This is a genomic window from Aeromonas sp. FDAARGOS 1411, from assembly GCF_019047125.1.
In the GTDB taxonomy this organism is placed as follows: domain Bacteria; phylum Pseudomonadota; class Gammaproteobacteria; order Enterobacterales; family Aeromonadaceae; genus Aeromonas; species Aeromonas veronii.
Map to the genome: position 1 here is coordinate 2,227,099 of NZ_CP077214.1, position 24,677 is coordinate 2,251,775.

Genomic DNA, 24,677 nt, shown 5'->3' on the forward strand with positions numbered 1-24,677 from the left:
GACTTACTCCCCGGTCGTCTGCTGTTTCTTGGCCGATTTGGCCTTGCCCTGATAGAGGCGCTGTACCGCGCCGGCATCGAGGGCGCTACCACTGCCGTCATAACGGGCACCACGAGCCCAGTGCTCGCCATGGCTTTGGGCACGATATTGATTGCGCAGCACCAGACAGGCGCTGACAGGGGCTGACGCCCCGCCTCTGGTATAACGGCAGCTATCCGGCTGCAAGGTGGCATCGAGTTGCACCTGATAGTCACCTTGCCCGGTCGGGGTGAAGATGAGCCGGGTATCGAGCGCCAGCCACTGAGCCAGCTGCTGGCGCAGCGCCTCCAGCGTTGGCGCATGGCTTGCTGGCTGCGGCCCGCTGATCTGCAGCGTGACGGTGCCCGCCTCCAGCCGATTGGCCAAGGAGGCCAGTTGCCATTGCAACTGCTGTTGCAACTGCGACGGGGCAACCCGGAATTGCAGCTGATCCTTGAGAGGGGCAGCCGGAGGTGGGGTGGTACAAGCCAGTAACGGCAACGTCATGGCCAGCAACAGCGTCTCTTTCAACATGGTCATCCTCCTCAGTAGCTGTAGCCATAGTTGCCGAACAGGCGGGTTGTCTGCGCCGCCGGCAATTGGGTTGACCCCATGTCGGTGAAGAACAGTCGCTCGAAGCGACTCGGAGCCCGGTAGTGATCCAGCGGCGTCGACAGGGAGAGGGGATCGCTGGTGGGCTGCACCAGACGGGCGGTGGCGATGATCACCAGCTCGCTCTCCTGATTTTTGAAGCTGTTGCTGCCAAAGAAGGGGGCCAGCCCGGGGATCTCTCCCAGGAAGGGCAACGCTTCGTTATTCTGGTTGCGATGGCTGCGCACCAAACCTGCCAGCGCAAAGCTCTGGCCGTCAGCCAGCTCGATGGTGGTGGTGGTACGACGCGTCTCGATGCCAGGTACTACGACCCCGGCAATGGTGACGCTGTTCTCCCGGCTCAGGGTCGATACTTCCGGGGAGACCGTCAGGCTGATGCGATTGTTGTCCAGCAGGGTCGGCGTCAGCTCCAGCGAGATGCCGAACTTCTTGAACTCAATCTCGGGCCCGTTATCCCCGTTGCCAACCGGAAAGGGGAACTCACCGCCGGACATAAAGGTCGCAGCCTCTCCCGATTTGGCCGTCAGGTTGGGCTCGGCCAGTACATTGACCAGGCTGTTTTCCACCAGCGCATCGATGATGGCGTTGATGTAGACCACATCTTTCTTGCCGGCCCAGTTGCCTCGCTCCAGCGGCTTCGGAAAACGGTTACCCGGCGAGACACCCAACTGCAGATACTCACCCATTGCGCTCCAGCGCAGCCCCAGCTGTTCACTGGTAGTACGCTGCATCTCGACGATGCGCACCGATATGTTGATTTGATCCGATCCGGCCAGTCGCAGCTGGTTGATGACATTGGCGTACTGACCGCTGCCCCCACCGGCGACTGCTGCACCTTCATCCTGATTACCCGCCTGAGGCGAAGGGGCCATCACCGTACTCTGGGCGACGGATTGCGGTTGCAGCCCCTTGGCAAAGCCTTCCACCATGCTGAGGATTTCGTGCGCCTGCAGCGGGCTGGTCACCTCTCCTGCCACTACTATGGCACCGCCCGACTCGCTAAAGGTGAGCCGGCTCTGGGGGAAATGCTGACGGGCCAGCTGTTCAAGCGGTGCAAGATCAGCGACGACGGTTACCCGATAGTGACCCAGGGTTCGGCCATCGAGGGCGGTCACCACCAGATCGGTGTGGCCCACCTTGCGGCCATAGATCAGCAACTGCTGATCAGAGGGGCTGTGTACTCTGACCAGCTCCGAATTGGCCACAAAGGCATCCAGCACAGGTTCATCAAAATTGAGCAGGGTGGATTGCTCGGGAGTTAGCGTCAGGCTCTCGGCGGCTGCGGCCCAGAGCGGCAGCATGGCGAGCAATATGGCAAATGTTCGCAACATCATTTCCTTTCTGTGTTGATTAGGGTTGACGGGTTCGGTCGTTACCGTCGCCATAACTGATCTTGACCCCATGACCTGGAATGGCTCTCGGGTTCTGGCCGCGAGCGACCTGTTCAGCCCATATCAGACTCCCCTCCGGCAGCGCCATCGCAGGGCTGCCCGCCGGTGCGCTCTGTGCCGAACGCAGTACCAGAGCCAGCTCTCCCAAGCGATGTGCCAGCAACAAGCGTGCTGCCGCCCGAGGGGGCAACTCGAAGGTCACGGCGACCTGGTCGAAGTTATCCTGTGCCGCAGGATTGCCGTTGAGCGCGGCGATATCGGTCACCTGGGCGTCGATGGCCAGCAGCTTGATATCGGTCAGAATGATCTCGGCCGACTGATTGCTGGTTACCTCTGCCCCTTGGGCATTGTGTTGACGCGCATGCTTGCTGGTGAGGATCACATCCACCCGGTTACCGGGCCGGATCAGGCCGTGGCTGGCCGCCTCCCTCCCCAACGCCAGGGTCACCGCTCGCATGCCCGGCGCCATCATGGCGGAGAGATAGTGACTCTGCTCGGGACGAACCAAATCATCGGCAGAGACGATCTGGCCCGCCTCCAGCGTGCGGGTCACCAGACTCCCCTTAAGGGCCTTGGTATCGGTAAAACCAAACAGAAATAGACCCGGCAGGTTCCTCTCTTCGGCTTCGGGAAGGGCTTGCCAGCCCAGATCTTCGGGATGGATGAAAGAGCCGGCCTGCACCCGATGGGCGGCAACCAGCACTTGGGCCACCCGATCCGGCGCCAACGATTCTGCTGGCGGATCCTGTGAGGACGTACCGCTCTGCGGCGCAGGTTCAGCTGGCCACAAGGTAGCCAGCATCGCCGCCAGCACCAGCAGTGCAGCGATAAGCAAAAAGAGTTTCTTCATAAGGTGTGACTACATAAATAGAGGTGTGGTCAGAGCTGTCGCCCAGAGGATGGCAACCCCATAAGGCACAGTAGTTGGATTGGGTGAAGGGCGCAGGCGGCTATGGATAAAACACACCAGGCTGAGCAGGCCACCGGAGAACGCCATCAACAGCAATAATTCGGGCCATTGCTCGCCTGCCCCATAGAGGCAGACCGCCAGCAACTTACTGTCCCCGGCGCCACACCAGCCTCGGTGATAGGCAACCAGCCCCAACAGCAAGGTCAGTATGGCCAACACCAGTGACAGCGGATTGAACGGCAACAACCAGCCAACCCAGAGAGCCAGTACCAGCACCGCCAGATTGGGGATCCGCCGTTCGAACAGATCACTGACCAGACACCAGCAGGCCATCAGTATGGCGAGCCATTGCCCCCACGCCATCACTTGCCAGCCGCGTCCATATTCAACCCGGCAACGATAGCGGTGAACTTCTCTTTCAACGCCGTGATGAAGATCCCGTCCGAGCCAAATATGGCCAGGATCCCAGCCGCCAACCCGGCAGCCAGGATGCCGTACTCAATGGCCGTGGCACCGCTTTCATCCTTCAGGTAGTCACGAAGGTAATCCCAAACTCGCATCGTCATTTTTTGTCCCTGTTTTTTTATGCCTGAAATTAAACAACGACAAGATGATATTGAGATCACAAACGAGAATCAATATCATTATCATAAAATGAAATAATTCGCAGAGTGAATTTGCCAATTTAACGGAGTTAACAGCGAAAGCATCTGCAATTGGTTTCATTTACGCGCTAAAAGCCGGACTTGGCAGATTAATAATCTAAAGAACAATAACGGAGTCGAACGTGTTCAGGACAACGAAACTACTGCTATTGCTCCTTTGCTGCGCCACATTGCTGGCATGCAAGGCAGAGCTGGGCAGCCCCGAGCAGGCGGGAAATAACGCAAGCAACAGCGGAGGAAGCGGTAGCAACCAGCAACCCACCACACCGGATAGCGGAAGTGGCAACAACCCGGGCACTGCGGGAGGTACTGCCAGCGGAGGAAGCACCAGCAGTAGCAGCGGAGGGAGCTCAGGTAGCGGCTCGGGAACAACGTCACCAGACCAATCGGGCCAACCAACAACGGGGACAACACAGCCCGCCCCACCCACTTCGCTGGATCTGGCCGGCGCACTGCCGTTGACTCACGACCAGGGTGGGCAATTTGATATTCAGCTCTGTGCTGACAAGGTCTGCGTCACCCAGAGCGCTCAGGCTGATGGCAGTTTCGGCTTCAAACTGAAATTGAGCCAATGGCCACAAGACAAGGCGCTGCGCCTTGTCGCCAGCCACCGTCAGAACAGCGGGCTATCCCTCAGCAGTGAATTGCCTACGCTGACACAACTGCTCAAACAGGATCAAAACGGGGATGGCATCATCACCGAGCAAGAGAGCCCTCGTCTGCACCTCTCCCCCATGCCGCTGGCATATCAGAGCATCATGGCGGCGCTGCAAAAGCAGGAGGGAAAACAGGATGTCTCTGGCCAGCTCTTCAGTGACCCTCATCTCAATCACCGTTTTGCCCGAGATCTCACCGCCTTGCTGCAGTTGACCCTGAACGGCGATATGCCGAACCCGGCCCGGCAGCTCGGTGAGTTGGCAACTGCACTGGTCAGCCAGCAACAGTCCAACCCGGCATCCACCCTGTTTGAACACCTGACGACACTGGCCACCAGCCAAGGCACAACATTACCTGACGACGCGGAAGCACGGCTGAAGGGTGCCCTCGCTGCCATGGAGAAACTGGATACCCGCACAGCGAACTACCAGCTGCTCACCACCTTCTATCCACAGCGCAAACTGACCTTGCTGGGACAATTCCCCTCTCGTCTGAGCGAAGCATCGGTATCGGTAGAGATCGGTGCCAAACCCAACCACGATGGGCTCAATGCCCACTATTTCAAACCCGAACGCCCCATTCGGCCACAACGGCTTGCGGTAATGGCCCAGAGTGGTCGGATGCAAGAGTCTCTTCCCATCAAGCAGGGCAACCAGTACAGCATCACTCTCACGCTCGCTGACCTCAACAACAGCTTCGCCAGTTGCAAACCGGGCAGCAGCGAGACCAGTGATGATCTGATGGAAGACACCCTGACCCTGGTGGTACAGGATGCCAAGAGTGAGGTGGAACTGCGCTCGGTGCTCGGCTCTTTCTGCGAGCTGGTCAAGCGCGATGAAAATCGTGATGGCATGCTCGGTGCCAACGAATATCCGCGCCTCAATGTGGGCTATACCACCACGGCGCAGTGGGCTCTGCTGCTAAAAAGCACCCTCAACCCTGGTATGGGCTCTTTCCTGGACTGGCAAGCCTGGCCCTTGGCGGAGCTGGATCAAAAACTCAAGGCACTACCGAGGCATCAGGTTGAGCTACTGGCAGCCATGGTTGCCCTGCAGGCCGAGGGGGAGCTCTGGCAGCAACCTGTCAACCTGATCGAGGGCACTGATTTTCGCCAGCAACTGCTGAGCTGGCTGGAGATCAACATGGCCAATGAATATTCAACCGTGTCCCGCAACAATCAGATACCGGACCTGTTCAAACTGGAAACCACCATCGCCGAAAATAGCGGGCTGGGCCCCCTGTTGAATGCCAATCCAGACAAGAACATCTCCCACATCATCAAGGCGGCGGCCGGTCTGATCCGCAACTCGGAAAGCGACGCTCTTCTCTATCCCGGAACCAGCACAGCGGGTAGCTGGCTCACCCCCTACCCCAACAGCCCCATATCCCCTGTCTGTCAGCGCGAGGTATTGTCAGATCAAGTGATCGGCCTGGCTATTCTGGGCCAGGGCCGTGATCAGGATGGCAGCCACTGGGTCACCCTCGGCTGGCAACCCCAGGAGGGGGTGAGTCAATATCGAATTGGCTGGGGGAAAACCCCGTTTGAACATATTGAAAACGCCGAACAGCAAGACATCAGCCAGCAAACTCGCATCACCCTCAAGGGTCTCCCTCACTATCAGGACTACCAGATAAGAGTGATGAGCGAGGGTGGCACCATCAGTGCCCCACTGACCTACCGAGCCGGGCAGTTGCATGTGGCCGATACCCGTATCACCCACAGCATGGGGCTAGATGATGGCAAGCGTGGCCGTGACCTGGATAGCCGCTGCGATCCCTTGAGTGGACAAGCGGTCAACAGCAATCTGGATGGGGTGCTCGGTGCTCGTTATATCAAGCTGGACAACCGGGGAGAACCGCTCCCCCGCCAGGATCTCTCCTACAAACAGATGCCGTTTGCCTGCGTGGCCGACGCCCTGAGCGGGCTGGTATGGGAGACCAAGGTACAACACAAGGATGGCGAATCTTCCCTGCACGATGACAAGAGCCTGTTTGCCTATGACGATATCCAGAGCAACAACGCCTTCAACGGCAGCTGCTATGACCCGCAAAGTGGTGCTCTGGCCAGTGACCGTAGCCGCTGCAATCTGAAACGCCAGATAAGCCAGGTCAACCAGAGCAAGCTGTGCGGCCTCTCCAACTGGCGCGCCCCCAGCCAGCAGGAGTTCTACGGCATCATGACCCTGACCCGGGATAATCCCATTGCCCTCGATACCCGCTACTTCCCGCTCTATTCGGGTCTGCAATACACCAGTGGCAAGTGGAAAGAGCTGGAGAGTATCTCCCACGGCTTCTGGACCTCGGATGTGATGCCGGTCAGTCGCCCCATCGGCACCTGGGCGAAAGATGATGGCGGACCAGATGCTTACAAGGTTCGCCCAACTACCCAGCTACGTGGCAGCATTGCCCGCCAGTATCAACCTCACCACGTCATGCTGGTGAACGATGGCTTCAAGGTCACAGGAGAATAAAATGCACCACTCTCTCTTCCCTCTGTTACTAACTGCCGCCCTGTTGCCAGTAGCAAGCCAGGCCCGTGTATGTCTGCCTGGCTATCAGGACGATGGTACCCGTTTCGTTAGCGAACTGATCGACACGGCCGAAGGCAAGCTGCAGGTGGTCAACGACAGAGCCACCGGCCTGCAGTGGCTTTACTGCCCCTACGGTCAACAAGTCAGTGATAATGGCTCTGGCTGCGAGGGCATGCCTGAGGTGATCAGCAGCAGAGCAAGCCCGAGCGACAACCCCTTGATGACCATCATCATGCAGGCCAACGACCGGCTTGGCTCCCCTGCACACCCTTGGCGGGCCCCAGACATCAAGGAGCTGTTTACCCTCTACAACCCTCAGTGCCAACCTGCTACCTATAGCGCAGTGGGCTTTCCAGACCCTCAGCTGACCGCAGACACTGAAGTCCTCAAACTGCGTGCGTGTGAAGCCAGATTTGATGCGGTGACCGACGAATATATTGAGCCGACGGAAGAGCAGAAACAGACTTGCAACAAGCTAACCAACCAAAGCTATGCCTTAACCATGCTCCAGTTTATTTCAGACAGTTCCTCCGGAGATGGATACAACTACCTTCAGTTCGAACCATCACATGAAGTGTTTAATGAAGGCGGTTACAGTGCTCCTATGCTTAGGCTCGTCAGGCCAATCCCTAACCACAGTGAATGATGCCGTGCTGGCCAAAGGGGGTTAACTCCCTTTGGCTATTTTTGCCTTGGCTTTTTACTTCCGCCAAGGGAGTAGGTATGATTCGGCCAGCGTAAAAAGACTTGAATGGATGATCTGAACTCGATATGCGGATGAAACACCTGATTGCCGCGGCTTTGACCGCCCTCACCCTCTCCGGTTGCAGCCTGGTCTATCGTATCGATATTCCCCAGGGCAACTATGTGGAACAAAAACAGGTCGACAAACTGCGCCAGGGGATGACCCGCGAGCAGGTCAGCTATGTACTGGGGACCCCCATGCTGCGCGACGGCTTTGACCCCAACACCTGGTACTACCTCTATGAATTCCAGCCGGGCCACGGCGACAAGGAGCGCAAAGAGCTCACCGTCACCTTCGCCAACGACAGGCTGACCACTGTGACGGGTGACTTCCCGCTGCCAGCAGCTTTCAATACCCCGCTCTGATATCCCGCAAAACCGGCCTCGCGCCGGTTTTGTTTTATCAAGCCCCGCGTAATTCATCCTGCCCGACAACACTGAGTCATTTCTCCCCATTGCAGCTACCCGCAAATTGCCTGATGCTGATGAGCAGCCACCATGGCATCAACACCATCGAATGACACAGGGAGAATCCCCATGAGCCGGATCCTGATTGCCGGAGCCAGCGGCCTGATCGGTCGCGAACTGGTGCAGCAACTGCCTGCCGAACATGAACTGACCCTGCTCTGTCGCAAGCCGGGCAAGGAGGCGCACCACTGGCTGCCGGTCAATTTTGATGATCTGGCCAGCGTCACCCTCTCCCGCCCGGTGGATATCGCCTTCTGTGCCCTCGGTACCACCCGCAAGGAAGCGGGCTCTGCCGAGGCGTTTCGCCGGGTCGATCTCGACTATGTGATCGCCTTTGCCGAACTGGCCCGCCGCCACGGTTGTCAACGGCTGATCGTGGTCTCGAGCATGGGGGCCAGCGCATCGTCCCCGGCTCTCTATCCGCGTACCAAGGGAGAGATGGAGCAGGCCCTGCTGGCCCAATCCTGGCCACGGCTCGCCATCGTGCGGCCCGCCATGCTGCTCGGAGATCGCCAGCCACCGCGCCTCTCCGAGCAGATCTTTCAGACCATCTACCCGCTGTTTCGGCCGCTGCTGGTGGGCAAGCTCGCCCGCTGGCGCGCCATCGAGGCCAGTCAGGTGGCTCGCGCCATGATCGCCCTCTCGAAACTGCCCGCTGGGTGCGAGATTGTCGAGAACGAGCAGTTGCTGACCCTCTGAACCCGGCCTTTTCCACCGCTTTCGCATTCAGTCGTGAAAACAGAAGGGCAAGCCAACCGGCTTGCCCTTTGTCTATCTGTTGGCGAGGTACCCTGACCGCCTCTTGCCATCACAGGCCGCGCTCGACTGTCAGGGCAACATCCATCAACCGCGAATATGGTCGATAAAGGCGTCGATCTGCTCGCGAGTGCAGGCAGGGTTCATAAATACCGCCTTCTCTCCGGCGATGTAGGAGTACTTGCCGCGGGCGTCATAGTCGGAGTGGGCCACCGCCTCCACCCAGTTGGTGTAGAGCCCCAACTTGCCGCGCCCCTTGAACAGGCTGCGGTGGTAGTCAGTGTTGCGCTGCAAGCGCGCCTTGTAGGCAGGATCGCTGGAGCGGGCCAGCTCGAAGGCGAATTCGGCTTCCGGATCGCTCACCCACTCGGGATTGTAGATCTTGAAGCCGACACTCGGCCCCTGATTCTCCTGCGCCACCAGCATGACGTTGCCCAGCTGGCTTAACCGGAAGCGGAAGTAGTTGGCATTTTGCAGGCAGTGGGCCAGCACGGTGCGATACCCCTCCACACCCATATAGTTAAGGGCCGCATAGGCGCCGAACAGGCCGCTCGCGCCGCGGGAGCACTCGATGGTGGATTGCAGGTGGGTCTGGCCCTGAATGTCCCGCTCGAAGTAGGAGAAGTTCTCCGGGTCATTCTCCATCGCCTTGAGGTCATCCTGCTCCTTGATCATCACCAGACTGGAGGTGTAGGGCACATAGCCCCACTTCTGGAAGTCGACGGTGAAGGAGTCGGCATATTTGAGCTCGGCAAAGCGCGCCACGTTGCGCTCGATCCCCGCAAGAGTTGCGCTGTTGATGGCGAGCGGGTTGACGGCAAAGTCGTAACCCAGGAAGAAGATCATCGACCAGCCGATGGCGGCATCGACGTGGATATGGGGTTTGACCGCCACCTCAAACTGCTCGCACAAGCGATTGCGCAGTTCGAACACGGGTTTCACCTGATCCACCCCGAAGGTGTCGGTGGTGCCCATGGTGAGCATGATGGTGGGCACCACGTGTTTGAGGGCAAAACAGGCGGTCAGGGTGCGCTCGAGATGGTCGAGATCGATGTCGTTGTTCTCGCCGACCTGAATGCGGATAGTCTTGTTCTCGATATCGACCCCGAGCAGGGAGAGGTTGGTGATGTTGGAGTAGTGACCGCCCTGGGAGTTGATGATGCGGTAATCCTGATAGTGGCCGAGCCCCTTGTGCTTGGCCTCCGGCAAGGTTTTGCGAATGCCGAGCAGGTAGCCGTAGAGGTTACAAAAGGTCCCCCCCTGGGTGAAGATGCCGGTGGCGCGAGCCGGGTCGTAACCCGCCAGCAGCGCTATCTGGCGCACCACCTTCTTCTCCAGCTCCTCGGCCACTCCGGCGTATTCGGAGTAGACCAGATTAGGGTTGGCCAGAATACCCAGCTGGGCGCCATAGATAGCGGGGTCCGCCGACATGGTGATGACGTTCTCGACGCTGGAGGGGTTCTCCCAATCCTTCGACAGCGCGGCGGCAAACAGCAGCTCGGCCATCGGCTCGCCCGGGGTACGCATGGTGGCGGGCACCGGCATGGTCTCGCAGAGATCGGCCAGGCGGGCACGGCCATCAGGCCAGGCGTTCAGGCGGGCATCCGGCGCCAGGCCACGGGCCCGAAATTCATTGAGGGTGGCAAATCCGGGTTCGCGAAAAACGGGCCAGAGATCGGGATTACGCGAGAAAAAGTTGGCTTTGACGGTGGCGAAACGGGCGGAGAAATCGGGATGGACGGCATTGACGCTTTCGTCTTGCAGATAAACTAAGTCACTCATTTTTATACCATTAGTACAGCAAATGTGCGGCCGTTATACCCCTGAGGCAGCAGGGCCGACAGTGACAATATCTAATGGCCTACCCTACTTTTTGTCATGTATCAGTCATCACAAGGGCTGGCAAAAAGGCGCCTTTGAGGCGCCTCTTTATATTTCGTGATCTTGCTCCCATCCTGGCTGACAGCGCCCTCACTAACGGACCACCATCAGCACAGCGCCCCCTCAACGCAGGGAGGCCAACAGCCACCGTGCAAACTCCGCCAGCTCGCTCTGCTGCTGCGGAAAGGCCGCCAGCCAGGGCTGCAAGCGCGCGGCGACAGCGTCCGGCCGATAGCCGCAACCCGCCAGTTCGGCCGCCAGCAGATCAAACGGGGCCGGCTCCAGAGTATCGCTAAAGAGCTGCGCCCGGGTGATGACCCCTTTCTCCACATCAAAGTGCAGCTCCACCCCGCCCCAGCTGAACCGCTCCTCCAGCAGATGGCTGAACGCCGGGGCATGGCCATAGTTCCACTCCCAGCTACGCTGGCGGGCGAAGGTCTCGGCAAAGCCCGGCAGATCCGGCATCTGCTCCGGGGAGATATGCTCGGGCTCAACTCGCGCGCCGTAATGGTGGAAGAAGGCCTCCTGCAGCGCCTCGCTCACCTGTTGATGGTCGATCCCCGGCAGCAGTTCGCACAGATTGGCCACCCGGCTGCGCACCGAGGTGATCCCCTTGGCCGCCAGCTTCTTGGGGTCGGGGTTGAGATAGTTGGCAAGGCGGCCGAGATCGGCATCCAGCAGCAGGGTGCCGTGGTGAAAACCGCGATCCTGAGTCTCCCGATAGGCCGACCCCGATACCTTGCGCTCCCCGTCCGGGGTGGCCACCAGCAGATCGTTGCGACCAGAGGCAAACGCCTCGATCCCCAATCGCTTGAGCCCGTCCAGCACGATGGCGGTGGAGACGCTCTTGTCATACTCCGGCTTGCCCGCCATGAAGGTGAAGCAGCTGTTGCCAAGGTCGTGGAACACGGCGCCGCCACCGCTGCTGCGACGCGCCAGGGTCACCCCGTCCTCTTCCATGCGGCGGGTATTGCACTCCTTCCACGGGTTCTGGGCACGGCCAATCACCACGGTATTGGCATTGCGCCAGAGGAACAGCACCCGCTGGCCGGGGTCCATCTGGCGGAAGATGCACTCCTCGACGGCCAGATTGAACAGGGGATCGTGAGAGTCGGAGACAAGCAGACGCAAGCGGGACATAAAAAGACCTTATCCGGAACTGGGGGCAGCATGATAACACTGACGGGGTACCATCACTGAGCTGTCGCACATTAACCGGTGCGCAGCAGCCGCGACACATTTGCGTCACACCTGACCGCCCCATAAAAGTATCTATTGATATAACGACACAGCTTGACGTGCAACCACGGAAAAAATGCAGTCAAGCCACAATGACAACGATAAAAACGGGAAAAAGTGGCTAGAATGCGACCACTTCGATAGGCCATATGACTCTCTTATTGGTCACATAACTTGCAAAAAAACGGCATGTATCCATCCCGTGTGATGAACGACACAAAAATGACTTTCCAACCCCCCTATACCCTATTGCAAACGCCTTTTCTCCCCTTGCAGGTGACACAAAATTGCTTGAATCTAGCCTAGACATCGCTCCCGAGAGAAACGTTGTATGACGGAGAACGCAGCCCCCCGCCAGCCCCTCAGCTGGTTTATGCCAATGCTGGTCGGTATGGTCATCGCGACCCTGACCTCTTCCCCCGTGCGAGCCGGCGAGCAGGTCATCGTCCAGTTGCCGTGGCAACACCAGTTCCAGTTTGCCGGTTACTACGCGGCTATCGCCAAAGGATTTTATCGGGAGGCCGGTCTGCATGTCACCCTGCGCGAAGCGGACTCCCGCACCGATGTGGTCAGCGAGGTGATCTCGGGAAAGGCCCAGTTTGGCATCAGCGGCAGTGATCTGCTGCTGGATCGGGCTGCCGGTCGTCCGGTGGTGGTGCTCGCCGCCCTGCTGCAGCACTCGCCGCTGGTTCTGCTCACGCTGGATAGGCCAGATATTCGCAACCCGGCCGATCTGGCCAACAAGCGACTGATGCTGGAGCCGGGCTCCAACGAGCTGCTGACCTACCTTTCCCACCATACCCGCAGCCGCGACTGGGTCACCCTTCCCTACAAACAGGGGATAGAGGCACTGCTGGCGGGCAAGGTGGATGCCATCAGCGCCTACAGCACTACCGAACCCTTCTATCTGCAGCAAAGAGGCATCCCCTATCGGGTCTTCAGTCCGCGCACCATCGACTTCGACTTCTACGGCGACAACCTGTTTACCTCCGAGCGGGAGCTGATCACCCGACAGGATCGGGTCTACGCCTTCCAGCAGGCCAGCCTCAAGGGGTGGCGCTATGCGATGGACCACCCCGAAGAGATGATCAACCTCATCATGGAGCAGTACCCGACCGGGGCTGGCCGTGAACAGCTGGAGTTCGAGGCTCGTGAAACCAGAGAGCTGATGCAGCCGGATCTGATCGAACCTGGCTACATGCAGCAGGAGCGCTGGCTGCAGATCGCCAAAACCTATCTGGAGGCGGGCATGCTCACGGTATTGCCCAACCTCGACCGCTTTATCTACGACCCGGCGCAGGAGCGGCTGCGCCAGCAACGGCTGCTGCTCGACAAGAGCGTGGCGGTGGCCATGCTTATCACCTTTACCTTGATGACCCTGCTCGGCATCTTCTTGCACCTCTATCTGCGCCTGCGTGAGGAGGCGCGGGATCGCCAGCGGCTGACCCGTGAACTGGCCCAGAGTGAGCAACACTACCGCTTTGTTGCGGAGAACAGCGCCGATGTGATCTGGACCATGGATGCCGCCAGCTTGCGCTTTCGCTATGTCAGCCCGGCCATCACTCCTCTTAGCGGCTACGAGGCCCCCGAGCTGTTTGCCCTGCCCCTCAAACAGCTGCTGCCGGATGCCTCAAGGCAACTGCTGCGCGAGGAGATCTCTGCCACTCTGGAGGCCTGGCAGCGGGGGGAACATGACCAGACTCGCCGGGTCATTCGTACCCAGCTGCGCCGCAAGGATGGCCATCTGGTGGCCACCGAAACCATCACCACCCTCCATGGCAACCACAATGCCCAGCCGGAGGCGATCCTCGGGGTCACCCGGGATATCACCGAGCGGGCAGCGCGAGAGGAGATGATGCGCCGGCTCGCCTTCTACGACCCCCTCACCGGGCTGCCCAATCGCCGCTTGCTGCAGCAACGGCTCAAGGAGCTGATGGAGCAGGAGGCACCCCGTCCGCTGGCATTGATGTTTATCGATCTCGATCACTTCAAGCCGATCAACGACACCTTCGGCCATGAAACCGGGGATATTCTGCTCAATATGGTGGCCGAGCGGATGAGCCACTGCGTGCGCAAACAGGATCTGGTGGCACGGCTGGGGGGCGATGAGTTCGTTATCTTGCTGCCGGATAGTGGCGACGAAGTGCTGGCGGTGGCCGACAAGCTGCACCAGCAGCTGCGCCATCCGTTCCAGCTGGAGGGGCAGGAGCTGCTCATCTCCAGCAGTATCGGGCTGGCGCTCTATCCCGAGCACGGGGAGGATGCCAAAACCCTGATGCACCACGCCGATCAGGCCATGTATCAGGCGAAGAATCGGGGCCGCGGCCGGGTCTGCCTCTATACCGAAGGCCTTGATCCCGAGCAGGGGGCACTGCTGTGGCAACCCGGCCACGAGTGCGGTCACCCGCGCATCGATGCCGAGCATCGCCAGCTCTTCGTATTGACCAACCGGCTGCTGGAGCGGATGAAAGATCAGCACGAGGATCCGGCCCCGTTTCTGGAGAGTCTGGAGAGCCTGTTCGACATGGCCCGCCATCACTTCGCCTTTGAAGAGCAGATGCTGGCGGAGATCGACTATCAGGAACTCGTCAGCCACCGTCAGGATCACCAGCGCCTGCTCAACAAAGCAAACCAACTGCTGCACGCCGCCAAAGCGGGGACGCTGGGCAACGACGAGCTGCTCAACTTCATCATTCAGGAGCTGGTGGTCGGCCACATGAGTCAGGCGGATCGCCGCTACTTTCCTCTGTTCAGACCCGAGCGTAATGCGACTCTTGCGAAAGGGGCGGCCTAGTCACCCCGCAGGGCCACAACGGGGTCGAGACGCACCGCCCGCAAGGCGGGAGCGACCCCGGCCAGCAGGCCGACCAGGGCGCTGCAACCGAGCGCCAGCAGCAGATAGAGAGGATGGAGGGTGAGCGGCAAGCCGGCCGCCAGCAGGGTGAGCAGCAGCTTGAGCCCGCCGAGCAGGGCCAGCCCCATGGCCCCGCCCAGCAGCGCCAGCACCACGGCTTCGAGCAGGAACAGCAATAGAATGCGCCGCCGTGGGCAGCCCAGCGCCATCAGCAAGCCCACTTCGGGGATCCGCTCCTGCTGGGCGATGCTCATGATACTGAAGATGCCGACCGCCCCGATCAGCAGCGAGATAATGCCGAGCCCGCCAACCGCCAGCTTGATGATGGAGAGGATCTTGTCGAGGCTGGTCAGCATGTCCTGCTGGGAGGTGAGGGTAAAATCCTCGGCGCCGTGGCGGGCGATCAGCACCCGCCGGATCTGGGCTGTGATGTCGGCCTCCGTCTGCCCGGCGCGATAGATGACGTCGATCTCCTGCAGCCCCTCCTTGTTGAACAGCGCCTGGGCGTGAGCGGCGGGCAGATAGATCATGTCGTCCAGATCAAAGCCGAGAAATTGCCCCTTGGGAGCCAAAACCCCGGCCACCCGAAAACGGCGATCACCAGCGCGTAGCAGACTGCCCGGCGCATCGCCACCGGGAAACAGCTCAGCCGCCACCTTGGCCCCCAGCACCGCATAGGCGCGGGGCATGGCACTGTCATCCGCGGGCAGAAAACGCCCCTGCACCAGGGTGAGCCGCCAGCCTGAGAGCGCAGCCGGACCTGTGCCCAGAATGGCGGTGCTGCGGGTCAATCCGCGGCTGCGCACCTCCCCCTGCCCCTGCACCACAGGGAGCGCCGCCTCTACCCCTGCCAATCTGGCGAGGGCATCGGCGTCCTCCAGCAACAGAGGACGGCTGCTGGAGAGGATGCCGGGCGGACCGCCGGCGGTTTCGGTCTTGCCCGGGGTCACGGCGATCAGCCGGGTGCCGAATTGGGAGAAGCTGTCGAGCAGATAGAGCCTGAGCCCCTCACCGATGCCGGTGAGCAGGGTCACCGAGGCAATCCCGATGGCGATGCCTAGCGCCGACAGCAGGCTGCGACTGCGCACCGCTAGCAAGGCGCGCCACAACCAGAACAGCAGATCGGCGGCGCGCATCAACCACCACTCCATTGCCCGCTGCGCAGGCTGCTGACCGGATCTTGTCGTGCCGCCCGGGAGGCGGGCAGCCAGCTAAAAAACAGCCCGGTCAGCAGGGCCGCGGGCAGGGTGCAGAGGGTCGCGAGCAGAGGGACTGCCGCCGGAAAAGCGGGCCATACCAGCCCAGCGAGGGCCACCAGGGCATAACCCAAAGCAGTGCCAAACAGCGCGCCACTGCCGCTCAGCAGCAGCGCCTCCCACAAAAACAGCTGGCGGATCTGGCGGCTGTCGGCCCCCAGTGCCTTGAGCAGACCAATCTCGCCGGTGCGCTGGCGGGTACTGATCAGCGCCAGATTCATCATCATGATGCCGGAGACCAGCAGGCTGATGGCACCGATGCCGGCAACTGCCAGGGTGAGGGTCGAGAGAATGGTGGAGAAGGTGGCCAGCATGGCGTCGCGGCGCACCACGGTCACATCGAGCAGCCCGTGGCGCGCCTGCATCAGCTGCTCCAGTCGCTTGACCAGCGGGGGCACCGCTTGTCCCGCCAGTGGCTGGATCAGCAGCCGAAACAGCCCCTCGGTATTGAACAGCCGCATGGCGCTGCCGACCGGGATCAGCGCCGCCTCGGCCATATCCATCCCCAGATTGCTGCTCTGGCTGGTGAAGACCCCCACCACCCGAAAGCGGCGATTGTCAAAACGCAGCCACTGGCCGACCGGATCGGCCTGACCGAACAGCTCCCGGGCCACCTTGGCCCCGAGCAGAACGACCGGCCTGTCCTCTGCGGCATCTCCCGGTAGCCAGCGGCCGGAAAGCAGCTGCAGCCCGTGGGTATCGCGCAGCCCGTTGCTGCTGCCAAGCAGCATGGTCTGACGCAACCGCGCCCCCTGTTTGGCCTCGGCAAAGCCCATCACCAGCGGCACCAGCCGCACGTTTGGCTGGTGCTGGCCAAGGTAGTGCATGTCATCGAGGGTGATCTGCCGCAGACTGTTGCCGGTGACCGGCGGCAGCCCGCCGGTGGTCTCCTTGCGGCCCGGGAACATCACCAGCAGATCCTTGCCAAGGGAACTGAACTGGTCGGCCACATAGCGCCTCGCCCCCTCCCCCAGCGCGGTGAGCAGCAGCACCGAGGTGACGCTCAGACTCACAGCCAGGATCAAGACCAGCGCCCGTGAGCGCTGGCGCAGCAGGGCCACGGCGGCAAAGCGGATCACATCGGGCCGCCGCATTCAGCCACCGCCGCTATCAATGTTGATGCGGCCATCGTTCATCAGGATCCGCCTGCCCGCCCGATCACCGAGGCGCGGGTCGTGGGTTACCACCACCAGCGTGATCCCCTGCTCCCGGTTGAGCTCCTCCAGCAGGGTAATCACCTCCTCCCCGGAGCGGGAGTCGAGATTGCCGGTGGGCTCGTCGGCCAGGATCAGCCGCGGCGCCATTGCCATGGCCCGGGCGATGGCTACCCGCTGACGCTGACCGCCGGAAAGCTCGGCAGGGCGATGTCCGGCCCGGTTCTCCAGCCCCAGATCTCCCAGCAACTGCTGGCTTCGGCGATGGCGCTCGGCGGGGGCGATCCCGCACAGCATCAGCGGCAGCTCGACGTTTTCACGGGCGGTGAGGCGGGAGATGAGGTGAAACGACTGGAACACAAAGCCGATGCGATGACCGCGCAGCTGGGCCAGCGCAAGTTCTGACAGGGTGGCGGTGTCCTCCCCTCCCAGCCAGTAGCGCCCCTCATCGGGCCGATCCAGCAGCCCCAGCACATTGAGCAGGGTCGATTTGCCAGAGCCCGAGGGGCCCATCACCGCCAGATACTCCCCCTCGACAACCCGCAGGGAAACGCGATCGAGGGCGGCCACCTCGCTCCCCCCCAGAGTGAAACGACGGCTGACTGCATCAAGGCGAATGAGATCACTCATCCGGCTGCTCCGTGGCGGCGCTGAAAGGGCCCTCCCCGACAATCTGTCCGGGCTGGGCCGCCAGCCGATCACCGGTAGCGAGCCCCTCGGCCACCTCAATCCAGTTCCAGTTCTCCACGCCCCAGCGGGGCACCACCCGCACCAGCTTATCCCCTTCCAGCCGCAGCACACTGCCATCGTCGGCCCGGCTGCTGGCCGCTACCCGCAGCACATCGGTGGCGCGGGTCACCTCGACCTCAAGGTCGGCACTGTAGCCAATAAGCAGGGGCACATCGGTGGGCAGGGCAGTGAGCGCTGCCTCCACCTCCACGGTACGAGCCTGCTTCTCCAACTCCTTCACATAGGGGGCGATACGGGTGACGGTGGCGGCAAAATCGCGCCCGGGCATGGCATCGAGCAGCACCCGAGCCTGCTGGCCCACCTTGAGGCGGGCGGCATCCACTTCATCGATGGGAGCTGAGACATAGAGACAGCGATCGTCGATAAGATCGATCACCGGAGGCATGGCGACCCCGGGCGGTGAGGGAGTCATGTATTCGCCCAGCTTGCTGTTGACCTCAGCCACCACGCCGGCAAACGGCGCCAGCAGGCGGCGCTCGCTCAAGCGAGCCTCCACCTGGGCGACCTGCGCCTCGTCGACCCGCTCCTGCTGACGGGATGCCTGACAGACATAGCGGCGGGTATCGGCCAGATTCTGGGCCTGCTCGGCGAGGGTGCGGGAGGTGAGGTTTTTGGCCAGCAAGGTGGCCAGCCTGTTGGCCTCCCGCTCGTAGTAGGCCGCCTCGCTGCAACGCTCCTCGCGCTGGGTCTTGCCAAGCGCCTGCTGGGCGCGGGCCCGGGCGAGATCGGCGTGCATATCGTCACTCCAGAGGGTCAGCAGCAGATCTCCCCGGGCTACCCGCTCACCGGCCTTGACGGCGATCTGCTCCACCACGCCGCCACCGGGCAGACTGAGTCCAGCCCGCTGGCACGACTTGATGGTGCCAGCCCGGGTGTTGACCACAGTGACCAGCACATCCCCCCGCCCGACCTCTGCCAGCCTGATCGGCGTCGGCTGCGGTCGCCACCACCATGCTGCCGCAGCCACCGCTACCACGGCGCAACTTCCCCACCACAACCAACCTCTCTTCATCGCGCATCCTTTCGCTAGTGACTCCCGTCATGTGCGTCGGGAGAGCAGGGCATAATAGAGCAAGGGTATCACCACCAGGGTGAGCAAAGTGGAGACCAGGATCCCGAAAATCAGGCTGATGGCCAGTCCGTTGAAGATGGGGTCATCGAGGATAAACAGGGCTCCGATCATCGCCGCCAGCGCCGTCAGCATGATGGGTTTGGCCCGCACCTGCGCCGCTTCGATCACCGCCTGTTCGAACGCCACTCCGGCGCGGCGCTGCTGCTCGATAAAGTCCACCAGCAGGATGCTGTTGCGTACGATGATCCCGGCCAGGGCGATCATCCCGATCATCGAGGTAGCGGTAAACTGGGCCCCCAGCAGGGCGTGGCCCGGCATCACCCCTATGATGGTGAGCGGAATGGGAGCCATGATGATGAGTGGCACCAGATAGGAGCGGAACTGGGCCACCACCAGCAGATAGATGAGGATCATCCCCACGGCGTAGGCTAGCCCCATGTCGCGGAAGGTCTCGTAGGTGATCTTCCACTCCCCGTCCCACAACAGCGCCACCTCCCCCAGCTTGTCGGGCTGCTGCACGTAATATTGGGGCAGGTCGATATCGGCACCGGCGGCAAACATGCCGTAGAGCGGGCTGTCGGTGTGGCCACCCATGTCGGCCACCACCATCACCATGGGCTGCATGTTCTTGTGCATGATATAGCTGGGGGCCACCTCATCACGGCGACTTACCAGCTCGGAGACCCGCACCAGCTGGCCGCTCTGGCTGCGCATCTTGAGGGCCAGTACGCCCGCCAGATCCCGTTTGTCACCGGGAGCCAGTTCGATGCGGATCGGCACTGAATACTTGGCGCCGTGCCCCTGCAGCCAGCTGGCATCCTGATAACCCACCCCGCCATTGAGGGTGTTCACCAGATCGCCGAGATCGACCCCGAGCAGGGCCGCCTTGCTGCGATCCACCACCAGCCGCCACTTGGGCTGCGGGTCGGTCAGATAGATATCCACATCCACCAGATCCGCCGTGGCTACAAAGCGGGCCTGTACGGCGCGCGCCGCCGCTTCTCGGGCAGCCTGAGTCGGGCCATAAATTTCGGCAACGATGGATGACCAGACCGGCGGGCCCGGCGGCACCTCAACGACTTTCAGGTTGCCACCCACCGCGCTGGCGATGGCCTGCAGCGGGGCTCGTACCGACTGGGCAATCTGGTGGCTGCTGCGATCCCGTTCATGCTTGTCCACCAGATTGACCTGAATATCCCCCACGTTGGCACCGCTGCGGATAAAGTAGTGGCGCACCAGCCCGTTGAAGTTGATGGGGGCCGCGGTACCGGCGTAGATCTGGTAATCCTTCACCTCGGGCACTTTGGCAAGCTCCCGCCCGACCGCCAGCAGAGTGCGCTCGGTCTGCTCCAGGGTCGCCCCCTCCGGCATATCGAGCACCAGCTGAAATTCCGACTTGTTGTCAAAGGGAAGCATCTTGAGCACCACCCACTGCACCACCGGCATGGCGGTGGCCGCCCCGACCAGCAGCAACACCGCCAGCCAGAGCTTGCGTCTGGCGCGCTTGGCGCCATCACCGATCAGGAAAGGGGTCATCAGCCGGTGAAAAAGACCCGCCTTGGCCTCGCCGTGGGCACCTTGCACCGAATCCTTGAGCAAATGGCTCGCCAGCCAGGGGGAGAAGATAAAAGCCACCAGCAGGGAGATAAGCATCCCCATGCTGGCATTGATGGGGATGGGGCTCATGTAAGGGCCCATCAGTCCACTGACAAAGGCCATCGGCAGCAGGGCCGCGATGACGGTCAGGGTCGCCAGTATGGTCGGCCCCCCCACCTCATCCACCGCCCCCGGTATCAGATCCTTGAGCGCCCCCTTGCCCAAACCGCGATGGCGGTGGATGTTCTCCACCACGACTATGGCGTCATCCACCAGAATGCCGATGGAGAAGATCAGCGCAAACAACGACACCCGGTTGAGGGTAAAGCCCCAGGCCCAGCTGGCAAACAGGGTCAGTGCCAGGGTGATGACGATGGCAACGCCCACCACCAGCGCCTCTCGCCAACCCATGCTCACCAGCACCAGCAGCACCACCGCCGTGGTGGCAAAAATCAGCTTGCCGATCAGGGTGTTGGATTTGGTCTCGGCGGTGACGCCGTAGTCCCGGGTCACCGTCACCTCGACCCCGGCAGGGATGAGCCGGTTCTGCAAACTCTCGACCCGCGCCTCCACCCGCTTGGCCACATCGACCGCGTTCTGGCCCGGTTGCTTGCCGATGGCCAGGGTCACCGCCGGATAACTGGCTTGCCCCAGCCCCATCCAGCTGCGCTTGGTCGGGGTCTCCTGACCCAGAGAGACCTTGGCCACATCCCCCAGATAGACCGGCTTGCCGTCGTGCAGCCCCACCACCAGCTCGCGGGCCTGCTGCTCGCTTTGCAGGAACTGCCCCACCTGCACCTTAATCTCACTGTTGTCCTGCTCGATAGCCTGTGTGGTGCCTACCTGATTGGCGGCCGCCAGTCGCTGGCTCAGCTCGCCCCAGCTGATGCCGTGGGCGCTGAGGGCCGCCGGATCTGGCATCACCCGCAACACGGCGCTCTGGCTGCCCAGCGTGTAGATATCGCGGGTACCGGGAATGCGCTTGAGTTCGGTCTCCAGCTCATGGGCGACCCGGGTCAGCTCGGGTGCTCCCAGTTGCTTGCTCCCCTCTTTGCTCCATAAGGTCAAACTGACGATGGGGACATCATCGATCCCCCGGGGTTTTACCAGCGGCTGACCGACTCCAATCCCCTGCGGCAGCCAATCGCGGTTGGAGTCGAGCTGGTTGTTGAGATCGACGATGGCCTGCTCGCGGCTTACCCCCACCTTGAACACTACCACCAGCAGGGCGCCATCGGGTTGGGAAAAAGAGTAGAGGGTATCAATGCCCTTAATCTGGGAGACAACCTGCTCGGCAGGGGTGGTGACGAGAGAGGCCACTTCAGCCGGGCTGGCTCCCGGGAAGGGAATATAGACATCGGCGAAAGTGACATCGATCTGCGGCTCCTCCTCCTTGGGGGTCACCAGCACTGCAAACAGACCGAGCAACAGCCCTACCAGCGCCAGCAGCGGGGTGATGGCCGAGCCCTGAAACAGCGCAGCCAGCCGACCGGCAGGCCCCTGCCTCTCCTTTTTGCCGTTCAGCTCGCTACTCATGGGCCACCTCCTGCTGCTGCGCCCAGGCATCTGGAGCCAGCTTGTCACCGGCTTGCAGCCCGGCCAGGATCTCGCACTGTCCCTCGACGCAATGGCCGACCCGCACCGGCGTCAGGGCCCAGCCAGCGGGTTGCTGCAGATAGACGCCGTTGAACTCCCCTTGCCGCAGCAGGGCGCGATCCGGCACCTGCAACACCTGACGCTCACCCTGCTTGAGCTGCACCTTGAGCCACATGCCGGGCAATACCCCGGCGGTTTGCGGCGGCAAGTCGAGGCGCAACCTGAAGGCGTGGCTCTGGCTGTCGGCATAGTTGAAGCGGGTCAGTTTGACCGGGGTAACAGACTTACCATCGGGCAGCAGCACCTGCACATCCGCAGGCTCACGAGCCTGCGTCAGGGCGGATTGGGGCAACTCCACCTCCACCCGCAGTGTGTCTAGGGAGAAGCCGGAGAGCAACGGGGTACCGGGGGCGACAGTCTCCCCCAGCTCCACCAACCGCTTGGTCACCACCCCGGCGTAGGGGGCCAGAATGCGGGTATAACCGTAAGCCTCGCGGGCCTGAGTGAGGGCCGCATCGGCCGCATTGACCTCGGCGCGGGCGGCGCGATCAGTCGCCTGGGCATTGTCGAGCTGGGCGCGGGTGATCACTCCCTTGGCGATAAGTGCCTGAAAACGAGCAAGCTGGCGCTCTGCCTCCACCTGCTGGGCCTTGGCTCTGGCCAGTCGCGCCTCGGCACCCGTGACGGCGGCAAACTGCTCCTTGCCGCTGATCTCCAGCAGCGGCTGTCCCGCCTGCACCTGATCGTTCACATCCACCAGCATGCGGGAGACCCGGCCGCTGGTCTGGGCCGCCACCGTCCCCTGGTTGATGGCACTGACGGTGCCATCCAGCGTCAGCCAGTCAGTCACCGGCTGTGGCGCCACTGTCAACAGGGGCACTGTCAGTGGGGCAATAGGCTCCCCGTCCGCGGCAAAGGCCAGGGGGGATGTCATGGCCTGCGATGTCATCACCAACATGGTGATCCCCAGCAACCGGCTCTTTTCCATCATCACTCTCCTTCCCTAGCGTAATCTGTCACTTCACGGGATCAGGCGGTATGGGACTGGCGCACCTTATCCACTCCCCGAGCTGGCGCCTTGGTCAGCACCCTGGCCAGTCCTTTGTCAAACAGCAAGATCCCGGCCACCATGGCCGCTATAAACAACATTATCATGGGCTGCCCGCTGGAAATGAGACTCAGAGCAGGCCCCGGGCAGATACCCACCAATCCCCAGCCGATGCCAAACAGCGCAGCCCCGCCGATCAGCCTGCGCTCGAGCCGAGGAGCTGGTACGGCAGCGATGGGCTCCCCCAGCACACTCTGGCGACGGGGTTTCACCAGCAGAAAGTAACCCGGCATAAAGACCAGCAGGGCGCCCCCCATCACAAAGGCGAGGCTGGGATCCCAGGCCCCGGCCAGATCGAGAAAACCGGTGACCCGGGCGGGATCCATCATGCCGGAGATGGCCATCCCCAGTCCGAACAACACACCCGCAAACAAACTTGTCAGCAACTTCATGGCAATCAGCCCCTTACAGCAGATGATGAGTGACGAAGACGGTGATAAAGCCAGCCGCCATAAAGGTGAGGGTGGCGACGATGGAGCGCAGGGAGAGCCGCCCCATGCCACAGATGCCGTGGCCGCTGGTGCAGCCATTGCCAAGACGGGTACCGATGCCGACCAGCAGACCGGCCAGCAGCACTACAAGCCAGCCGGGCAAGGTGGTGAATGCGGGCATGGTGGCCCAACCCAGAGTCAGCGCCAACCAGGCGCCCGCCCCGAGCCCCAGCAGAAATAGCACCCGCCACGGCGTACGGTGTTGCAGCGCTCCGGCCAGAATGCCGCTGATCCCGGCAACCCGGCCGTTGAACAACATCAGGATCAGGGCCGACAGCCCCGCCAGCATGCCACCGCCCAAAGAGAGCAGCCATTGGCTTTCCATCATCAAGATTCCTTATTTTCCGAGTGACAAAAATGGGTTTGCAGCGCCCCCAGCACATCGGCAGCCGCCTCGCTCACCAGCGAGTAGTAGATCTGCTGGGAGACCTTGCGCGAACGGATCAAGCCGTAGCGCTTCAATACCGAAAGTTGCTGGGAGAAAGCCGACTGCCCGAGTTGGCTATGGGCCAGCAGCTCCCCGACCCCCTTCTCCCCCTCCACCAGCTGGCAGAGCACCATCAGGCGTTCGGGATGAGCCAACGCCTTGAGCAGGGAGGCGGCGGCTGTCGCATGTCTGTTCATCTCGTCGAATTGGCTCATAAGAGTAAATTAGCGATTGCTGATATTTGCTCTATTGTATAAAACAACACTAAATTAGCAACATCTAAAGTAGATAAGGAGAAAGACCATGACAGTAGATAACGGAGTCAGAATCGTCGCGGGTTGCATGTTGCTGCTCTCGCTGATCCTTACCAGCTGGGTTCATCCGGGCTTTGTCTGGTTGAGTGCCTTTGTCGGGGTCAACCTGATCCAGAGCGCATTCACCGGTTTCTGCCCGGCAGCGATGATCCTCAAACGGATAGGATTTAAATAAACGGGTCGGATG

Annotated in this window: 22 protein-coding genes; 6 read left to right on the plus strand and 16 right to left on the minus strand. The window is 61.5% G+C overall.

Annotated elements, in window-relative coordinates; all coding sequences use genetic code 11:
• Positions 1 to 3: 3 nt before the first annotated feature.
• The 5 genes from I6L41_RS09845 to I6L41_RS09865 are packed head-to-tail and all read right to left on the minus strand — an operon-like array spanning position 4 to position 3,497.
• The gene (locus I6L41_RS09845) at positions 4 to 552 is read right to left on the minus strand and encodes a pilus assembly protein FlpD (protein WP_216963719.1); all 549 of its coding nucleotides are present in this window, start codon (positions 550 to 552) and stop codon (positions 4 to 6) included.
• A gap of 11 nt (positions 553 to 563) precedes the next feature.
• Positions 564 to 1,961, minus strand: a complete 1,398-nt coding sequence (locus I6L41_RS09850) for a type II and III secretion system protein family protein (protein ID WP_216963929.1) — start codon at positions 1,959 to 1,961, stop codon at positions 564 to 566.
• Positions 1,962 to 1,980: 19 nt separating this feature from the next.
• Complete coding sequence (gene cpaB, locus I6L41_RS09855) at positions 1,981 to 2,871, minus strand: Flp pilus assembly protein CpaB (protein WP_213389188.1); 891 nt, start codon at positions 2,869 to 2,871, stop codon at positions 1,981 to 1,983.
• Positions 2,872 to 2,880: 9 nt separating this feature from the next.
• On the minus strand, positions 2,881 to 3,294 hold the full coding sequence (locus I6L41_RS09860) for a prepilin peptidase (protein ID WP_181363265.1): 414 nt from the start codon (positions 3,292 to 3,294) through the stop codon (positions 2,881 to 2,883).
• Positions 3,294 to 3,497 (minus strand): Flp family type IVb pilin, encoded by a 204-nt coding sequence (locus I6L41_RS09865; protein ID WP_005350403.1) that lies wholly within the window; start codon positions 3,495 to 3,497, stop codon positions 3,294 to 3,296. Before I6L41_RS09865 ends, I6L41_RS09860 begins: the two co-directional genes overlap by 1 nt.
• 557 nt (positions 3,498 to 4,054) lie before the next feature.
• Between I6L41_RS09865 and I6L41_RS09870 the strand changes: the two genes are divergently transcribed.
• The 4 genes from I6L41_RS09870 (at position 4,055) to I6L41_RS09885 (ending at position 8,695) form a co-directional block, all read left to right on the plus strand.
• On the plus strand, positions 4,055 to 6,724 hold the full coding sequence (locus I6L41_RS09870; protein ID WP_254203415.1) for a DUF1566 domain-containing protein: 2,670 nt from the start codon (positions 4,055 to 4,057) through the stop codon (positions 6,722 to 6,724).
• Between the two features lies 1 nt (position 6,725).
• The gene (locus I6L41_RS09875; RefSeq protein WP_216963724.1) at positions 6,726 to 7,430 is read left to right on the plus strand and encodes a DUF1566 domain-containing protein; all 705 of its coding nucleotides are present in this window, start codon (positions 6,726 to 6,728) and stop codon (positions 7,428 to 7,430) included.
• A 125-nt stretch (positions 7,431 to 7,555) separates the two neighbouring features.
• The gene (bamE, locus tag I6L41_RS09880; RefSeq protein WP_005337980.1) at positions 7,556 to 7,894 is read left to right on the plus strand and encodes an outer membrane protein assembly factor BamE; all 339 of its coding nucleotides are present in this window, start codon (positions 7,556 to 7,558) and stop codon (positions 7,892 to 7,894) included.
• A gap of 171 nt (positions 7,895 to 8,065) precedes the next feature.
• Complete coding sequence (locus tag I6L41_RS09885; RefSeq protein WP_216963727.1) at positions 8,066 to 8,695, plus strand: NAD(P)H-binding protein; 630 nt, start codon at positions 8,066 to 8,068, stop codon at positions 8,693 to 8,695.
• A 144-nt stretch (positions 8,696 to 8,839) separates the two neighbouring features.
• Here I6L41_RS09885 and I6L41_RS09890 read toward each other — a convergent pair whose 3' ends face one another.
• Both I6L41_RS09890 and I6L41_RS09895 read right to left on the minus strand, forming a co-directional pair.
• Positions 8,840 to 10,534, minus strand: coding sequence for a pyridoxal-dependent decarboxylase (locus I6L41_RS09890; protein ID WP_216963730.1), 1,695 nt, complete (start codon positions 10,532 to 10,534; stop codon positions 8,840 to 8,842).
• Between the two features lie 222 nt (positions 10,535 to 10,756).
• On the minus strand, positions 10,757 to 11,773 hold the full coding sequence (locus I6L41_RS09895) for a lipoate--protein ligase A (protein ID WP_201904139.1): 1,017 nt from the start codon (positions 11,771 to 11,773) through the stop codon (positions 10,757 to 10,759).
• 478 nt (positions 11,774 to 12,251) lie between these two features.
• On the opposite strand from I6L41_RS09895, the gene I6L41_RS09900 reads away from it, so the two are divergent.
• Positions 12,252 to 14,666 (plus strand): diguanylate cyclase, encoded by a 2,415-nt coding sequence (locus tag I6L41_RS09900; RefSeq protein WP_254203424.1) that lies wholly within the window; start codon positions 12,252 to 12,254, stop codon positions 14,664 to 14,666.
• On the opposite strand, the gene I6L41_RS09905 is transcribed toward I6L41_RS09900, so the two are convergent.
• The 9 genes from I6L41_RS09905 to I6L41_RS09945 are packed head-to-tail and all read right to left on the minus strand — an operon-like array spanning position 14,663 to position 24,391.
• Complete coding sequence (locus tag I6L41_RS09905) at positions 14,663 to 15,877, minus strand: ABC transporter permease (protein ID WP_235695592.1); 1,215 nt, start codon at positions 15,875 to 15,877, stop codon at positions 14,663 to 14,665. The genes I6L41_RS09900 and I6L41_RS09905 overlap by 4 nt on opposite strands.
• Positions 15,862 to 17,076, minus strand: coding sequence for an ABC transporter permease (locus I6L41_RS09910; protein ID WP_216963736.1), 1,215 nt, complete (start codon positions 17,074 to 17,076; stop codon positions 15,862 to 15,864). Before I6L41_RS09910 ends, I6L41_RS09905 begins: the two co-directional genes overlap by 16 nt.
• Positions 17,077 to 17,766, minus strand: coding sequence for an ABC transporter ATP-binding protein (locus I6L41_RS09915; protein ID WP_216963738.1), 690 nt, complete (start codon positions 17,764 to 17,766; stop codon positions 17,077 to 17,079).
• The gene (locus tag I6L41_RS09920; RefSeq protein ID WP_216963741.1) at positions 17,759 to 18,898 is read right to left on the minus strand and encodes an efflux RND transporter periplasmic adaptor subunit; all 1,140 of its coding nucleotides are present in this window, start codon (positions 18,896 to 18,898) and stop codon (positions 17,759 to 17,761) included. Before I6L41_RS09920 ends, I6L41_RS09915 begins: the two co-directional genes overlap by 8 nt.
• A gap of 27 nt (positions 18,899 to 18,925) precedes the next feature.
• A complete protein-coding gene (locus I6L41_RS09925; RefSeq protein ID WP_216963744.1) occupies positions 18,926 to 22,090 on the minus strand; it encodes an efflux RND transporter permease subunit in 3,165 nt (1,054 codons plus the stop codon).
• Positions 22,083 to 23,138, minus strand: a complete 1,056-nt coding sequence (locus I6L41_RS09930) for an efflux RND transporter periplasmic adaptor subunit (RefSeq protein WP_216963935.1) — start codon at positions 23,136 to 23,138, stop codon at positions 22,083 to 22,085. Before I6L41_RS09930 ends, I6L41_RS09925 begins: the two co-directional genes overlap by 8 nt.
• A gap of 41 nt (positions 23,139 to 23,179) precedes the next feature.
• On the minus strand, positions 23,180 to 23,650 hold the full coding sequence (locus tag I6L41_RS09935) for a YeeE/YedE family protein (RefSeq protein ID WP_201974196.1): 471 nt from the start codon (positions 23,648 to 23,650) through the stop codon (positions 23,180 to 23,182).
• Positions 23,651 to 23,663: 13 nt separating this feature from the next.
• A complete protein-coding gene (locus I6L41_RS09940; RefSeq protein WP_216963747.1) occupies positions 23,664 to 24,077 on the minus strand; it encodes a YeeE/YedE family protein in 414 nt (137 codons plus the stop codon).
• Entirely contained in the window at positions 24,077 to 24,391 is a 315-nt protein-coding gene (locus I6L41_RS09945) for a helix-turn-helix transcriptional regulator (RefSeq protein WP_005338008.1), read from the minus strand. Before I6L41_RS09945 ends, I6L41_RS09940 begins: the two co-directional genes overlap by 1 nt.
• Positions 24,392 to 24,479: 88 nt before the next feature.
• Between I6L41_RS09945 and I6L41_RS09950 the strand changes: the two genes are divergently transcribed.
• Positions 24,480 to 24,665: a DUF2892 domain-containing protein gene (locus I6L41_RS09950; protein ID WP_100654141.1), complete on the plus strand. Its 186-nt coding sequence runs from the start codon at positions 24,480 to 24,482 to the stop codon at positions 24,663 to 24,665.
• Positions 24,666 to 24,677: the final 12 nt, after the last annotated feature.